General features: G+C 43.1%; 19 protein-coding genes and 1 pseudogene. 14 read left to right on the plus strand and 6 right to left on the minus strand.

What is annotated here, in order from left to right; translation table 11 throughout:
* On the plus strand, nucleotides 1-266 hold a 266-nt coding region (locus ACH10T_RS06055), incomplete at its 5' end, for a hypothetical protein (protein ID WP_394808421.1).
* A gap of 136 nt (nucleotides 267-402) precedes the next feature.
* Complete coding sequence (gene rimO / locus ACH10T_RS06060; protein WP_394808422.1) at nucleotides 403-1758, plus strand: 30S ribosomal protein S12 methylthiotransferase RimO; 1356 nt, start codon at nucleotides 403-405, stop codon at nucleotides 1756-1758.
* 215 nt (nucleotides 1759-1973) lie between these two features.
* On the opposite strand, the gene ACH10T_RS06065 is transcribed toward rimO, so the two are convergent.
* On the minus strand, nucleotides 1974-2297 hold the full coding sequence (locus ACH10T_RS06065; RefSeq protein WP_394808423.1) for an IS30 family transposase: 324 nt from the start codon (nucleotides 2295-2297) through the stop codon (nucleotides 1974-1976).
* Between ACH10T_RS06065 and ACH10T_RS06070 the strand changes: the two genes are divergently transcribed.
* Nucleotides 2195-2551, plus strand: a complete 357-nt coding sequence (locus tag ACH10T_RS06070; RefSeq protein WP_394808437.1) for a hypothetical protein — start codon at nucleotides 2195-2197, stop codon at nucleotides 2549-2551. The genes ACH10T_RS06065 and ACH10T_RS06070 overlap by 103 nt on opposite strands.
* Before the next feature lie 211 nt (nucleotides 2552-2762).
* Here ACH10T_RS06070 and ACH10T_RS06075 read toward each other — a convergent pair whose 3' ends face one another.
* The 4 genes from ACH10T_RS06075 to msrB are packed head-to-tail and all read right to left on the minus strand — an operon-like array spanning nucleotide 2763 to nucleotide 5547.
* The gene (locus ACH10T_RS06075; RefSeq protein WP_394808424.1) at nucleotides 2763-3224 is read right to left on the minus strand and encodes a methyltransferase family protein; all 462 of its coding nucleotides are present in this window, start codon (nucleotides 3222-3224) and stop codon (nucleotides 2763-2765) included.
* Between the two features lie 55 nt (nucleotides 3225-3279).
* A complete protein-coding gene (locus ACH10T_RS06080) occupies nucleotides 3280-3594 on the minus strand; it encodes a lysophosphatidic acid receptor (protein WP_394808425.1) in 315 nt (104 codons plus the stop codon).
* A 47-nt stretch (nucleotides 3595-3641) separates the two neighbouring features.
* Nucleotides 3642-5096 carry a Na+/H+ antiporter NhaC gene (nhaC, locus tag ACH10T_RS06085; protein ID WP_394808426.1) on the minus strand — a complete coding sequence of 485 codons (1455 nt, stop codon included), beginning with the start codon at nucleotides 5094-5096 and terminating at the stop codon, nucleotides 3642-3644.
* Complete coding sequence (msrB, locus tag ACH10T_RS06090) at nucleotides 5080-5547, minus strand: peptide-methionine (R)-S-oxide reductase MsrB (RefSeq protein WP_394808427.1); 468 nt, start codon at nucleotides 5545-5547, stop codon at nucleotides 5080-5082. The genes nhaC and msrB overlap by 17 nt, the downstream gene beginning before the upstream one ends.
* A 43-nt stretch (nucleotides 5548-5590) precedes the next feature.
* On the opposite strand from msrB, the gene ACH10T_RS06095 reads away from it, so the two are divergent.
* From ACH10T_RS06095 to ACH10T_RS06145, 11 genes are all read left to right on the plus strand, one after another.
* The gene (locus ACH10T_RS06095) at nucleotides 5591-6742 is read left to right on the plus strand and encodes a class I SAM-dependent RNA methyltransferase (protein WP_394808428.1); all 1152 of its coding nucleotides are present in this window, start codon (nucleotides 5591-5593) and stop codon (nucleotides 6740-6742) included.
* 231 nt (nucleotides 6743-6973) lie between these two features.
* Nucleotides 6974-7588, plus strand: a complete 615-nt coding sequence (gene ccmA, locus ACH10T_RS06100; RefSeq protein ID WP_394808429.1) for a cytochrome c biogenesis heme-transporting ATPase CcmA — start codon at nucleotides 6974-6976, stop codon at nucleotides 7586-7588.
* 1 nt (nucleotide 7589) lies between these two features.
* Nucleotides 7590-8249, plus strand: coding sequence for a heme exporter protein CcmB (ccmB, locus tag ACH10T_RS06105; RefSeq protein WP_013965384.1), 660 nt, complete (start codon nucleotides 7590-7592; stop codon nucleotides 8247-8249).
* A 221-nt stretch (nucleotides 8250-8470) separates the two neighbouring features.
* Nucleotides 8471-9214: a heme ABC transporter permease gene (locus ACH10T_RS06110; RefSeq protein ID WP_292995666.1), complete on the plus strand. Its 744-nt coding sequence runs from the start codon at nucleotides 8471-8473 to the stop codon at nucleotides 9212-9214.
* A gap of 32 nt (nucleotides 9215-9246) precedes the next feature.
* Nucleotides 9247-9411 (plus strand): heme exporter protein CcmD, encoded by a 165-nt coding sequence (gene ccmD / locus ACH10T_RS06115; protein WP_394808436.1) that lies wholly within the window; start codon nucleotides 9247-9249, stop codon nucleotides 9409-9411.
* On the plus strand, nucleotides 9395-9844 hold the full coding sequence (gene ccmE / locus ACH10T_RS06120) for a cytochrome c maturation protein CcmE (protein ID WP_394808430.1): 450 nt from the start codon (nucleotides 9395-9397) through the stop codon (nucleotides 9842-9844). Before ccmD ends, ccmE begins: the two co-directional genes overlap by 17 nt.
* Nucleotides 9845-9926: 82 nt before the next feature.
* On the plus strand, nucleotides 9927-11981 hold the full coding sequence (locus ACH10T_RS06125) for a heme lyase CcmF/NrfE family subunit (protein WP_394808431.1): 2055 nt from the start codon (nucleotides 9927-9929) through the stop codon (nucleotides 11979-11981).
* Nucleotides 11978-12508, plus strand: a complete 531-nt coding sequence (locus ACH10T_RS06130) for a DsbE family thiol:disulfide interchange protein (RefSeq protein WP_394808432.1) — start codon at nucleotides 11978-11980, stop codon at nucleotides 12506-12508. The genes ACH10T_RS06125 and ACH10T_RS06130 overlap by 4 nt, the downstream gene beginning before the upstream one ends.
* Nucleotides 12509-12519: 11 nt before the next feature.
* The gene (locus ACH10T_RS06135; RefSeq protein ID WP_394808433.1) at nucleotides 12520-13050 is read left to right on the plus strand and encodes a cytochrome c-type biogenesis protein; all 531 of its coding nucleotides are present in this window, start codon (nucleotides 12520-12522) and stop codon (nucleotides 13048-13050) included.
* A complete protein-coding gene (gene ccmI / locus ACH10T_RS06140; protein WP_394808434.1) occupies nucleotides 13047-14387 on the plus strand; it encodes a c-type cytochrome biogenesis protein CcmI in 1341 nt (446 codons plus the stop codon). Before ACH10T_RS06135 ends, ccmI begins: the two co-directional genes overlap by 4 nt.
* 11 nt (nucleotides 14388-14398) lie before the next feature.
* Nucleotides 14399-14860, plus strand: coding sequence for a peroxiredoxin (locus ACH10T_RS06145; protein WP_394808435.1), 462 nt, complete (start codon nucleotides 14399-14401; stop codon nucleotides 14858-14860).
* 22 nt (nucleotides 14861-14882) lie between these two features.
* Here ACH10T_RS06145 and ACH10T_RS06150 read toward each other — a convergent pair.
* A pseudogene (locus ACH10T_RS06150) lies at nucleotides 14883-15050 on the minus strand (IS1595 family transposase); the annotation flags it as partial.

Raw genomic sequence — 15050 nt, forward strand, 5'->3', positions numbered from 1 at the left:
ATCTTCCTGGTTATGAATCTGCTCATCTTGGTGCGGGTTTTTATTTGCCTGAGGAATCTTGCTGCCAAAATAGCATTTTGGGTGACAAAAAAGTGCATGTCCAGAGAAATTGGGTTTGCGCGTGCCTGCCAGTTAATCTATTATGCATTTCTATTACGGTGGGGATGTGGTTTCAAAGGGAACCAGTAGTTTTTTTGATTTTGCTGAGTACTACAAAAAAATCTTCTATAGTTTTTCTTGATCCGATTTTCTCCCATTCAAAATAAGTTGCGTGATTCTTAAATCATTTATAGCGTTTTCCTTTCCCATCAATACGAAGAAATAAACTGCTTTAGTCCGTAATCAGATAGAATTCAGAGCGTATTCAATAGCAATATCTTATTTTCATTTAATTCTTATTTCATGTCATCAATAAAACAAGTTTCACAGAAAGTTGGCTTTATTTCTCTCGGTTGCCCAAAGGCATTGGTGGATTCTGAACAAATATTGACTCAGTTACGTGCCGAAGGGTATGAAATATCGTCTTCGTATGAAGATGCTGATTTGGTTGTTGTTAATACATGCGGGTTTATTGATAGTGCGGTTGAGGAATCGCTGGATGCGATCGGTGAAGCGCTAGCCGAAAACGGGAAAGTAATTGTCACCGGGTGCCTGGGTGCGAAAGAGGATGGAGACGTGGTTAAGAAAGCCCATCCTCAGGTGTTGGCTGTAACCGGACCTCATGCGCTGCCGGAAGTGATGTCTGCTATCCACACCCATTTACCGCAACCGCATGACCCTTTTACCAGCTTGGTGCCGCCACAAGGAATCCGTTTAACGCCCAAACATTACGCCTATATCAAGATTTCTGAGGGCTGCAATCATCGTTGCACGTTTTGTATTATTCCTTCGATGCGCGGCGATTTGGTGAGCCGGCCGATTCATCAAGTTATGCAGGAAGCGGAACACCTGGTGAATGCCGGTGTCAAGGAACTTTTGATCATTTCGCAAGATACCAGCGCGTATGGCGTAGACGTAAAATATCGCACAGGTTTTTGGCAGGGCAGGCCGATTAAAACCCGATTAACCGAGCTTGCACAGGCACTGGGCACATTAGGGGTTTGGGTGCGTATGCATTATGTCTATCCCTACCCGCATGTCGACGAAGTTATCCCGCTCATGGCGGAAGGAAAAATACTGCCGTATCTGGATGTGCCGTTTCAGCATGCAAATCCACGGATCCTGAAAGCTATGAAACGACCCGCCAATGCTGAGAATAATTTGGCACGCATTCAGCAATGGCGTCAAATTTGCCCTGATATTACACTACGCAGCACCTTTATCGTAGGTTTTCCGGGTGAAACTGAAGCTGAGTTTGAAGAATTATTAGTCTTTTTGCGGGAAGCGCAATTAGATCGTGTTGGGTGCTTTAGCTATTCACCGGTTGAAGGCGCAACAGCCAATCAGCTAGCCGATCCAGTGCCGGAAGCAATCAAGGAAGATCGTCGTGCACGTTTTATGCAATTACAGGAAGAAATCAGCCGTCAGCGTTTGGCAGCGAAAATTGGCCGAAAGATGATGGTTATGGTTGATGAGCTTGCTGAGGATCAGGTTATTGCAAGAAGTAGCGCAGATGCTCCAGAAATTGATGGGGTGGTATATGTAGAAAAAGCGGATCACGTCCAACCTGGAGATTTTATTGAAGTTGAAATTATTGATTCGGATACGCATGATTTGTATGCCGTTGCATTAAACCTCGATGCTCCAGCAGGTCGTTGAGCATGGCAATTTGTCATGGATTGTAAAGTGTTACGCTCCTTTTTTTTCATGCGTCGCGTAGAAAATCAAGATACCAATGCGGTTGTTTGGAAAATTAAAAACCCATGAACAATTACTTATTCAGGGATTACTTGAATTAAAATTTGAAGATAATACTAGCGCACCCTCCGCTGACGAATCGAAAAACCTATCAAACAAAGCCCAGTTAAGTTAAATTACCTCCGGCATAGCCGGAGGTAATTTAACTTGGTGTAGCGAACCGTTTTTCCGAAGAATACCTCAAACGGGGTTCTGAATCCAAGCACTTTGCGTGGTCGATGGTTGAGTCTATCCGCCGCCCATTGCACTTGTTCTTGGGTAACCTCAACCAATTCCATCCCCTTGGGGAAATACTGTCGCAGTAGCCCATTGCTGTTCTCATTCAAGCCACGCTCCCATGAATGGTAAGGATGGGCGAAATAAACATCTGCATCGAGTTCCGCCGCGATGGTTTCATGCTCCCAAACTCTTTCCCGTTGTCGAATGTCATGGTGTAGCACTTGCCTTTATGGGGGGCGAAGCAGCCGCGTTACTGCCACCGTCACACCCGATGCATGTTTTTGTCGGGTACTTGGGCTGTCAGAATGTAGCGCGACTTCCTCTCGGTCAATGTAACCAATGCGCCTCGGTGGTTCTTGCCGATCACAGTGTCGCCCCCCAGTCGCCTATGCGACTCTTCTGTTCCACGATCACCGGACGTTCGTCAATTCCGACCTTTGTCCTGGCGCAATGCGGTAATGCATCAACAGAGTAGAGAAATCAGGAAATGGACTGAGTGGTGGGATCGTTTTGCGAAATTCAGGTTACCGGTAGTACATCCTGCTATTGCAGGAACAAATGATTCTGAATCAAAAACATAACCGGAAAAGGTGACAACAGGAAGTATGTTGTAGTTTCTAGGCAATCCGGAGCAGGAAGCAAATATAAGAGAAATTATTTAATCAGATACAAAACAAATGGAGATGTCATATCCACCGGCGAACCGATTTCAAATATCTGGTATATTCATCACCGAACTTAGTCAGTAAAGTGTTTTCTTCAGGAATGATCTGGAATCGATTCATACACAAAATAAACAGCGGCAATAGCAAGGCCGACAGGATGTTTTCCAGAAATATCGCCCATGCCGCAAGTATTATAAATAAACCAAGATACATGGGATTCCGGCTCAGCTTATAAATACCGCTGCTGACAATGGATGTGGCTAACTCTGGTGTCATTGGATTTACTGTTGTTTTAGCTGAAATGAATGCAGAGGCGCCGGCGATAATCAACGCAAACCCAACAATCAAAATCACTAACGTTACCCATTCTCTACCTGGAATTTGAATACCCGCCCCCGGACTTATCCATGCAACAAGCCACATTGCGAAAGCGAATAAGATCACCAAAGCTACTGGCGGAATTTTAAGTTCGAGACGATGCATGTGATTGTTTCATTTAGGATGAAGCAATATCTTCAGATGATTCAGATTCGGTGGCTCACGATAATTTCCCCCAATAATAACCGGCAAGTACTCCTATGATCCAACTGAAAACAACAAGAATTGGCATCAAGTGTGAACCATTCGTGTCGCGAAATTGGGAAATCAATATGCCAAGTGGTGCTGCGCCAATAAATATAAAAGCACAAGACCACATGGATCCTTTATTCCAACGAAACACGCCATAGGACAGAAGCAAAAAAGGCAAAATCATGATTAATTGAACGTGCCAAGGTATGCCGCTCCACAGCAGTCCGAAGCCAATGAATGACAATAGAAAACCGCCTATCAAGGTCGCTAGAATAATAAACATAGCTTTCCAACTACTACGATGACTTGAACTTCTTTCATTTTCAATCCTCACTTTATTTCATGTTGGTTTTTACTTTGCAACAACCCAATTCCGAATACTGCCATGCCAATAGAAACCAAAGGATTCAGTAAATTCAGTAGAGCATACGGTGCATAGTCCAATGTGGGGATTCCAAGGGTCGCAGCATAGAAGGTGCCGGCGGTAGTCCAGGGGATAAGTCCTGTGGTCAGCGTGGAGCCTTCTTCTACCGAGCGCGATAACACGGCTTTATCCAATCCGCGATCCTGATATGCACTTTTAAATAGCTGACAATTCAGGATAATCGAAATATAAGCTTCTCCCATTGCCATATTGCCAATCAATCCGGATGCGATGGTTGTAGCGATGAGTGTGCTGATTCGTCGAATGCGGGCGATGATGTGTACCAACAGCACACGGAGAAAACCGGCGTGATGCAGAATCCCGCCCAATGCGAGTGCCATGATGGATAGCAGTAATGTCCAGGCCATGCTGTAAACACCGCCACGCCCGAGCAAAGCATCGATACTTCCAATCCCGGTAGTGCCCGCCGAATTTAGCCAGAGTGCGTTGATCACATCAACGCCATCCCTGCCTTGATAAACAATGGCAATCAACATAGCCAGTACAATACTGCATGTCATGCTGACTTCCGCAGCATAGCGTTTGATACTCAAGCCAAACATCAATAACAAGGGTAACAATGTTATCCACAGATTTAGCTGGTAAGACCCCGCTAATGCAGTGCGAATATCATCAATATGATCTCTCGGCAGTGCGTTGTCACCATATTGCATACCCCAAAAAATGAAAATTCCCAGGACAATGAGGAATGTAGGAATGGTGGTGTAGAGCATGGCACCGATATGTCGGTAAAGATTTGTTCCAGCGCTCATAGCCGCCAGATTGGTCGTATCGGAAATCGGCGATAATTTGTCACCAAAAGTAGCGCCAGAGACGATCATGCCGGCTACGAGCGGTAACGGGATGCCTATCGCATCGCCAATACCCATCAATACCACTCCGACCGTTCCAACGGTTCCCCAGGATGTGCCGGTGGCAACCGACATAAAGCTGCACAAGATCAATCCAGTTGCCAGGAATATGGATGGATTGAGCAGTTCTATGCCGTAATAGAGCAGACTTGCAATAGTGCCGCTTTGCATAAAACTGGCGATAACCATGCCGATTAACAGAAAAATATAAATAGCCGGTAGCGCCTTGGTGATGCCGTTATCCATCATGTGCCGGATATCGATAAAGGAATAACCCAGCCAGCGCGCTTGCAAACTTACCCAAACCAGTGCCAGAAAAATAATCGCATGAATGCTGGCTTCATAGACAAATAGACCGAGTGAAATCAGCAAAAATACGCCGGCAAAGCAAATGGCCGCATGTAATAATGAAGGCTGCTGCTTGGCGGTCAGTAATTCTTCTGTAGGGGAGTCGTTTTCTGCCATTGAATCTTTATTTTTTTGCTTCATCCTCAAACAATGCCGTTAATTCTTCGTAACCCATCACGTGCAGATTTTCTTTTTTAATAAACTTTAATGCAGCAGAATTTATACAATAGCGCATGCCGGTGGGCGGCGGGCCATCGTTAAAAACATGGCCTAAATGACTATCTGCATAACGGCTACGGACTTCCGTGCGCGGAATCCATAGCTCATAATCACTTTTGAGCTGGGTAGCCTGTTCATTAATCGGCTGGTAAAAACTGGGCCAGCCGGTGCCCGAATCAAATTTATGAATCGATGCAAACAACGGCTCTCCAGATACAATATCAACATAAATCCCATCTGCCTTGTGATCCCAATATTCGTTTTGGAATGGCGGTTCGGTACCGACATTTTGTGTCACCTGATACTGTAGAGTAGTCAAATCTGTTACCAGTGACTCAGGAATTTTTTTAAAATTTTCATAGGGATTCGCCATAGCGGATTCTCCTTATCAATAAAACAAGAACAAATTATTCAATATGAAATTTAATGGCACGATTACACATTTATCACAAAAAGGCCTGGGTGTTGTCAAAAACGATCAAAATAACATGTCTTATTTTGTTTATGGCACGTGGCCGGGGGATGTCGGTGAGTTTGAAGTCATTGATAAGCCGCTCAACAACAAAAAATTTGCCTATGCCAAATTGATTGCGCTCACACACCCATCCGCACAAAGACAAACGCCAATATGCTCCTATGTTGACTTGGAAGAAAATTCCTGCACCGGTTGCTCTTGGATGATTGCCGATTATACAAGCCAACTTGAGCAAAAACGGAATCGCTTCGTGTATGCCATGAAAAGAGCCGGGTTTGACACCACTCAATTGAGTATCGGTCCCATCCATCCTGCGCCGCATTTGTATGGCTATCGTAACCGCTGCCAGGTAAAAACAGATGGTGAGAAACTTGGTTTTGTGTCTGAGAACACTCATCAAATTGCACCGATCAATGATTGCATTGTCCTCAACGAGCACTGCCGGAATCTTTTAAAAACAGCCCTTCAGCAATTGCCCAATGATGTATGGCAAGCGGATTCCGATCACGACTGGCAGTTTATTGAGCTGGATGATGACATGCAAGCCGACGAAATCCACATTAACCAGAAGCGCTCTTTCAAACAGGGTAACACAGCACAAAACGAGTGGATGCAAGCCTGGTTGCGGGAAAAACTTGCACACAATCCGTATTTGGGTAAAGTAGTGGAATTATTCTGTGGCTCAGGAAATTTCACGGAAATCATTGCTGAATCTAATTGCACATCTATCGTTGCTTGCGAATCCGAGCACCATGCGATTCAAGCACTCAAAGCGAGGAATTTCGCCAAAGTAGCTACCCAGATCGTTGATCTTTTTAGCTCTTCTACATGGAGCAATATTAGAAGAAATGTTTTCGATGCAGAAACTTTAGTAATCGATCCGCCTCGCGCCGGATTAAAAAAACACCACGGTTTTTTCGCAAGCTTCGCCACATTAAGAACAATTTATTATATTTCCTGCAATCCGGAAACTTTCGCCCGTGATGCCTGGTTTTTTAATCAAAATGGTTGGTCGATAACAGATATTCAATTGGTTGACTTGTTTCCCCATACTCCGCATATTGAAGCTTTGGCAGAATTCAGAAGAGGATAGCAACTAAACTCTGTTGAAAACACAGGTATGCAACTTCATGAATAATTTATGCCTTCAGCAATTGAAGGCAGGTTTGTTTTTATAGCCATAGTGATAAGTGTTTTTTTAGTCGATAGAGCTACTCAGTGAATTCAGTACTACCAAAATACTTGTACTAAGTTCTGCAACAGTGTTACAGGGATCATCAATGCGCTATAATCGCCCGCTTATTTAACCGATTGATCAAAAATAATGTTGCAAGGAATTAGTCTCGCATGTGTTCGTGGTGATCGCGAGCTTTTTAAGGATATCAATTTTTCTCTTGAAGCTGGCGGTTTAATGCAAGTGCGTGGTCCCAACGGCAGTGGCAAAACCAGTTTGTTGCGCATGTTGTGTGGATTGTCAAATCCTGCCGCAGGTGAAATTCTCTGGAGTGGCACTTCAATTCGCGACTTAAATGGCGATTATTTTGCAGCTATGACCTATATTGGTCATTTGAGTGGCACTAAAGATGATTTGACGGTCATTGAGAATTTACAAATTTCAAGTGCGCTGGCAGGTTTTGAAATCAGCGATGCTCAGGCAAGTGAGGCGTTAGAATATATGGGGTTGGGCGGAAGAGAGGTGTTGCCTGTCAAAGTGTTATCACAAGGCCAGCGGCGTCGCGTAGCGTTGGCTCGTTTGCTTGTATGTAAAACTTCTCTGTGGATACTGGACGAACCTTTGGTTGCATTGGATGTGCTGGCAGTCAAATTGATTCAGGAGTTGCTGGAACAACATTTGAAGCAAGGCGGTATGGTGGTAATGACGACGCACCAAGAAATTGATTTAACAGCAACATCAACAACGCAGTTGCACTTGGCCTGATATGTTTATGTGGATAATTAAACGTGATCTGTTACTGGCTATGCGACGCCAATCGGATGTGTTAACGACTCTATTTTTCTTCATTATTGTAGTCAGTCTGTTTCCTTTAAGTGTTGGGCCGGAAATGAACATGCTGCGCACCATGGCGCCCGGTGTGGTTTGGGTGGCGGCTTTATTGGCTTCAATGTTATCTCTCGGTAGAATGTTTTCTAATGATTATCTTGATGGCACATTGGAGCAAATGTTGCTGTCACCACAATCACTATCACTTTTGGTGCTTGGAAAGGCTTTGGCGCATTGGCTGGTAACCGGAGTGCCGCTGGTATTGATGGCGCCTGTATTAGGTATTCAATATGACTTGCCAGTTGAAGCACTGTTTGTTTTAACTACCGCTTTGTTGCTGGGTACTCCGGTATTAAGCTTAATTGGCGCTATCGGCGCAGCATTGACTCTAGGATTGCGGGGAGGGGGTGTATTGGTTTCTTTATTAGTATTGCCTCTCTATATTCCTGTGCTGATTTTTGGTGCTGGTGCTGTCGAGGCAAATATGGCTGGAGTTGGTTTTGATGCACACTTATCATTAATTGGTGCATTTCTCTTAGTATCGCTTGTTTTCGCACCATGGGCAGCCGCCTCTTCCTTACGTGTTTCACTGGAATAGCGCTAGTATTTGCTATGTTGCAATGAATTCAGTTTCTGGAATATATTTTCAAGTAAGTTGCTGCATTTTAGAGATAAAATACGTTTTGTTAAAATTTCAATGTATTGAATCTGCTAATAGAAAGCAATTCTTGATTTTGTCATTTTAGTATAGAATTGGCGGTTACAAAATTCTGGTCTGAATCGGAAATGAAATTTAATAAAGAATTTTAAAATATAAATATGGCTATTAATTGGTTCAAATACTCTTCCCCTGCTAGTTTCTATTCACTGGCAGGAAAAATGATTCCGATATTTGTTTTTGTTGCGCTCATATTACTGGCAGCGGGGCTTTATGTTGGTTTCTTTGTTGCACCCACCGATTTTCAGCAAGGCGAAGCTTATCGGATTATTTTTATTCATGTGCCTGCAGCATGGATGTCGATGTTTCTCTATGTTGTAATGGCATTCTGGGCAGGTATTGGCTTGGCTTTTAATACACGGCTTTCCTCCATGCTTGCAACAGCGATTGCACCCACAGGCGCTATGTTTACCTTTATTGCACTATGGACAGGTGCGCTATGGGGAAAACCAATGTGGGGAACATGGTGGGTATGGGATGCACGATTAACGTCTGAGTTGATTCTGTTTTTTCTTTACATCGGTTTTATGTCTCTACAAGCAGCCATTGATGATCCGCGCCGTGCAGATAAGGCTGGTGCAATCATCGCTTTGGTAGGCGTGGTCAATATTCCGATTATCTATTTTTCAGTGCAATGGTGGAATACCTTGCATCAAGGTGCTTCGGTCAGCGTAAATCAGGCCCCTGCAATGGCGAGTACAATGTTGACGGGAATGCTTATTATGGTATTTGCAAGCTGGATGTATTCCATTGCAGTCATCCTGAAACGTACACGTATTATTATTCTTGAGCGTGAAAGCCATACAGCATGGGTGGCAGAGTTACAAAAGAAGGGAGCTATGTAATGAATTGGTCAAGTTGGTCAGAGTTTTTTGCGATGGGCGGATACGGGCTCTATGTATGGGGTTCATACGCTGTGACATTCATTTGTGTACTCGGTGAAATTTTTCTAATTTCAAATCGCCGCCGAACTTTAGAGAGGCAATACAGTCTCATTAACGGCTTAAATAAAAAAGAGATAAAAAATGAAACTACGTCATAAAAAACTTGCAATTATTACTGCAGGGGTTGCTGCATTAGGTGTCGCTTCTGTTTTAGTACTAAATGCCTTCCAAAGTAATTTGGTTTTTTTCTTTAGTCCATCACAAGTTGCTGCTAAAGAGGCGCCTATTGGAAAAAGCTTTCGTATTGGTGGGTTAGTAGAAGCAGGTAGTGTTAAGCGTGAAGACAGTAGTACAACGGTACGCTTCGCGGTGACCGATACCGCTAAGACGATCCCAGTAGTATATACAGGCATCCTTCCGGATTTGTTTAGAGAAGGAAAAGGTGTTGTTGCACAGGGAAAAATTTCTGCAGATGGTATTTTTATGGCAGATGAAGTACTTGCTAAGCACGATGAAAATTATATGCCGCCTGAAGCTGCAGAAGCTTTGGAGCAGGCGGGCAAAGCACAGAAAGCCTCCTTGGCACAATAAAGGTTTCTTCAGGAATTGTTTGCTAATCCCTGAACATATCATAATTTAATCCTGAATAATCATAAACCTATAAGATATAATCATGATCCCAGAAATTGGTAATTTCTCTCTAATACTTGCGCTACTTTTGGCTTTAATCCAAGGAACACTACCTATTATTGGTGCAGCACGTAATATCCCGTCATGGATAGCACTAGCGAGGCCAGTAGTGCAAGGACAATTTGTATTTGTTTTAATAGCGTTTTTATGCTTAGGGTATTCGTTTGTTAGTAGCGATTTTTCAGTAATGAATGTGGCAAAGAATTCAAATTCTGAACTGCCCTTTCAGTTCCGGGTAGCTGCTACCTGGGGTTCCCATGAAGGATCTTTATTGTTATGGGTATTGATGCTTGCAGGCTGGTCTGTAGCGGTCAGCGTTTTTAGCAAGCAACTGCCGGATGATATTGTAGCGCGAGTTCTTGGTGTGCTGGGATTAGTGAGTGTAGGTTTCTTGTTGTTCATGTTGTTTACTTCAAACCCATTTGACCGCTTATTACCGGCAGCATTAGAAGGTAGTGATTTAAATCCATTGTTGCAAGACGCTGGTATGGTGATACATCCACCTATGCTCTATATGGGATATGTGGGTTTTTCAGTTGCTTTTGCTTTTGCTATTGCGGCCTTGCTGAGTGGAAGACTGGATGCAACTTGGGCACGGTGGTCTCGACCTTGGACACTGATCGCCTGGGTATTTTTGACGATAGGAATTATGCTGGGCAGCTGGTGGGCCTATTATGAGCTGGGTTGGGGTGGCTGGTGGTTCTGGGATCCTGTAGAGAATGCATCATTTATGCCTTGGCTGGTTGGTACGGCATTGGTTCATTCATTAGCGGTTACCGAAAAACGCGGCAGCTTCAAAAGCTGGACGGTTTTGCTGGCGATAAGTACATTTGCATTAAGCTTGTTGGGAACATTCCTGGTTCGCTCTGGTGTACTGACTTCCGTGCATGCTTTTGCGACTGATCCTGAGCGTGGTGTATTTATCCTTGTATTCTTAGTCATTGTTGTTAGCTGTTCGTTGCTATTGTTCGCGTGGCGAGCACCTAAAGTTGGTTTGGGTGGCAAGTTTGATATGTTGTCACGGGAATCATTGTTACTGGCAAATAACCTATTATTATTGGTAGCAGCAAGCAGTGTTTTACTCGGAACTCTGTACCCTTTGATTATTGACGCACTTGGACTTGGAAAACTATCGGTTGGTCCGCCATTTTTTGAAGCTGTATTCGTACCGGTTATGACACCAGCTATTTTTCTTATTGGTGTTGGTCCTATTTCGCGTTGGAAACAAATGAGTTTGCCTACATTAGCAATCCGCTTACGTTGGGCTTTTGCGGTTAGTGTAATTTCTGCCTTGATCGCACCATATTTTATGGGTGAATGGAAACCGCTGGTCAGTTTTGGCTTATTGTTGGCTTTCTGGATCATAGTATGTGCTTTTGTTAATATAAAGCATCGAATAAACAATAGTGGGCAAGGTAGTTTATTTTCCCGGCTAGTCAAACAATCCAGAAGTTATTATGGAATGCACTGTGCGCATTTAGGGGTAGCCGTCTTTATTATCGGTGTAACCCTGGTGAATAGTTATGAAACTGAAAAAGATGTGCGGATGGATATTGGAAGCAAGGTAACAGTTGGCGGATATACGTTCCAGTTTAACGGCACAAGTGATGTTGTTGGACCTAATTACAAAGCAGTGCGCGGCGACATTGTTGTCATCCAGGATGACAAGGTTATTCGTGAATTACATCCTGAAAAGCGTACTTATAACGCATCAGGTATGGCAATGACTGAAGCGGCCATCGATACTGGTATATTCCGGGATCTTTATGTTGCGCTGGGTGAGCCTTTGGCCAATAATGCCTGGGTTGTTCGTGCCTATCACAAACCCTTTGTAGATTGGATTTGGTTTGGATGTCTGTTGATGGCAATCGGCGGCATGCTATCTGTGACTGATCGCCGTTATCGTTTGAAAATAAACAAAACTAGTTCTGTTAGTGTAAAGAACACAGAGGCGGAAAGCTTACAAGAAGAAATCCCTGTAATAGCTGCTTCTACTGTAAGTCATGCTGCATTGGCAACGGAGACTAGAAAAGCATGATGCGATATTTAATTCCATTAGTCGCTTTTATAGTGCTCGCAGCATTTTTGCTGGTTGGTTTGACATTAAACCCACGGCAAGTTCCATCCCCGCTTATTGATAAGCCAGCACCAATATTCCAGCTCAATCATTTGCATGAACCCGATAGACTGATGGCATCTAAAGACAATCTTGGTAAAGTCTGGTTGCTGAATGTATGGGCATCATGGTGTGTAGCTTGTCGTGATGAGCATCCCCTGCTGGTTCAATTGGCTAATTCTGGGATTGTTCCGATATATGGTCTAAATTACAAAGATGAGCGTACTACCGCGTTACAATGGCTGAAACGCTATGGCGACCCATATACGATTAGTATCGTTGACCCTGATGGAAGAGTCGGAATTGATTATGGTGTTTATGGTGTTCCTGAAACTTATGTGATTGATAAAAAAGGTATCATAAGGCATAAACAAATTGGTCCAGTAACAGTGGATTCATTACAAAAAACGATCATTCCTCTCATAATCGAGTTACAGAAGCAAGCCTAGGTAATTTTCATATGCTGAAAAATAATGATTTGTATTGCTTTGTCGCAAAGCGGCAATTTAATAGGATAAAAGGGTTGATTTTTATTTTATTTTTGTTCCTTATTACCACATCAGTTGGTTGGTCAAAAGAAGCTGTTCCAGTAGCGGAGGATCCAGTGGTCGAGAAAAGGATGCTGGCGTTAACAATGGATTTACGCTGCCTGGTTTGTCAGAATGAGTCTATTGCTGACTCTCGTGCTGATTTTTCTAATGATATAAGACGCGAAATCCGTGAACAAATTAAGGCAAATAAAACCGACCAGGAGATTGTTCAATTTTTAGTTGATCGGTATGGGGATTTTGTTCTTTATAACCCGCCGATGAAACCTACGACAATGCTTTTATGGTTTGGCCCTGTGATTTTATTCGTAATTGGATTGGTATCATTGATAGTTTATCTAAGACGCCGTCGTGTACAAATTGAGGATGTATCGCTCTCTCAAGTGCAACTTGAGAGAGCTGAAGCTTTACTGAATGAAAATAAAAAAGGTAAGAACGTATGACGTCATTTTGGGTTATTTCTGGTATTTTCATTGTAACAGCTCTGCTATTTATTATTCCCACGTTATTAAGGAATAGAGATTCTCAGCTTGAGAATATAGAACATGATGCTGTAAATATAACGGTTTATCGCGATCAAATCGCTGAGCTTGATAATGATTTGGAAAATGATATCCTGACCCAGGAACAATATAACAAAAGCAAACAAGAGCTACAGCAACGTATGTTGCAAGATGTTTCTGAGAGAGAAAAAATGGCTATCAAAAAAAATAAAAAAATTCATAATATTGCGATATCAACCTTTATAGCATTGGCTTTACCACTTGCCGCAGTTTTTCTGTATATGGTTATTGGTGATACGCGAGGATTGTTGCCGCAAGCACAGCTTGCCAATGCAACCCAAATGAGTCGTGGAAGTGGTAGCGACTCGCCCGCAGGGCATGACAATTTTTCTTCAGTTCTAGAAAATCTTATCGCACGATTAGAAAAAAACCCTGAAGACATAGAAGGATGGGTAATGCTGGGTAGAACCTATGCCATTATGGAGCGCTATGCTGAAGCCAGTAATACTTATGCAAAACTGGTTGAACTGGTTCCAGATAATCCGCAAATACTCAGTGATTACGCTGACGTGCTGGCAATGAAGAATCAAGGAAACCTGAAGGGTAAACCTACTGAATTGATTTATGAAGCATTGCGCATTGATCCAATGTATCCAAAAGCCCTGGCACTGGCAGGGACTGTTGAGTTTGAACAAGAAAAATTCGAACAAGCAGCTGCGCATTGGGAGAAATTATTGGAAGTAATTCCTGCTGACTCCCAATTGGCCAAATCAGTTAAAACCAGCATTGCAGAAGCTAAATTATTGGCATCTGGCGGTAAAGGAATAGTAGCGGAACCGGAACAGCAAGCTAAAGCAACAACTTCACAGCAAGCAACCGATACTCAGCCGGAGAAAATCACTTCGGATTCAATTGCTGCAACTGAGCCAGTATTGCTTTCAGTTTCTGGCCAAGTAACCATTAATCAGGAATTGGCATCAAAAGCCTCACCGAATGACACTTTGTTTATTTATGCACGGGCCAAAACAGGACCTAAAATGCCTTTAGCGATTTTGCGCTTGAAGGCAAGGGATCTTCCAGCCACATTTACATTGACTGATGATATGGCCATGACACCCACAATGAAGATGTCAAGCTTTCCGGAGGTGGTTATTGAAGCAAGAATTTCGAAATCAGGCCAAGCTGTCCCTGCAAGCGGAGATCTTCAAGGGTTTAGCGACCCCGTCAAGATTGGCAATAATACGATTGCGGTAGTGATCAATAAGCAAATACCATAATAATAGAATTAATGATAATACTTGATCATGAAGTGAGTGATTTTGTATTGCCTTCGACTGGCGATAAAGAATTCTCATTGGCAGCCAATGTTGGAAAAAATTTGGTTATTTATTTTTATCCGAAAGATGATACACCGGGCTGTACAACAGAAGGTCAGGATTTCTGTGCTCATTGGCAAGCTTTTTCTGAGAAAAACTGTGTAATTGTGGGTGTTTCTCGTGACAGTATTACATCGCACGGAAATTTTAAGGAAAAAATGAAATTTCCTTTTGAGTTATTAAGTGATGAGGATGAAAAAGTTTGCAAGCTATTTGATATTCTTAAAATGAAAAATATGTATGGTAAGCAGATTCTTAGTATTGAACGTAGTACCTTTGTTATAGATGCCCAAGGTATGTTGAGAAAAGAATGGCGCGGTGTCAAAGTTCCGGGTCACGTACAAGAAGTTTTAGATTTTGTTACTACTTTATGATAGTGCACATAAATTATCCTGATTAGAAAGATTCTTCAGCTTGCCGAAGCCAACGTGCCGGGCGAGGCCCGGTAGTGGCTGCAGCGACGAACAGACGCAGAGGGAGTGCTTCAAGATGGAAGCGCCGGTTGAAACGGTAAACAAACGCACCGAGGTAACGGGTTCCGTATTTGGCGAAATCGAATGCATG

It is taken from the genome of Nitrosomonas sp. (assembly GCF_043753625.1).
In the GTDB taxonomy this organism is placed as follows: domain Bacteria; phylum Pseudomonadota; class Gammaproteobacteria; order Burkholderiales; family Nitrosomonadaceae; genus Nitrosomonas.